This is a genomic window from Acuticoccus kandeliae (genome assembly GCF_003073115.1).
Window position 1 is genome coordinate 1 of record NZ_QBBV01000186.1, and the last position, 284, is coordinate 284.

Below are 284 nucleotides of genomic sequence, written 5' to 3' on the forward strand. Positions count from 1 at the left end.
CTCGACGATCGCGGCCATCGTCCGCACGGTCTTGATCGTGTAGCGGCCGACGCTGGTCGCACCGGACAGCAGCACGGCGTCGGTGCCGTCGAGGACGGCGTTCGCGACGTCGGAGGCCTCGGCGCGGGTCGGGCGCGAGCTGGTGATCATCGACTCCAGCATCTGGGTCGCGACGATGCCCGGCTTGGCGTTCTCCCGCGCGGTCTGCACCGCGGGCTTCTGCACCGGCGGCACGTTCTGCAGCGGCCGCTCCACGCCCAGGTCACCGCGGGCGACCATGATGC

General features: G+C 71.8%; 1 protein-coding gene. It reads right to left on the reverse strand.

The genetic code is table 11. The features are described 5' to 3' along the window. On the reverse strand, window positions 1-279 hold a 279-nt coding region (locus DBV35_RS29885; RefSeq protein ID WP_281262266.1), incomplete at its 3' end, for a pyruvate kinase. Between the last annotated feature and the right edge of the window lie 5 nt (window positions 280-284).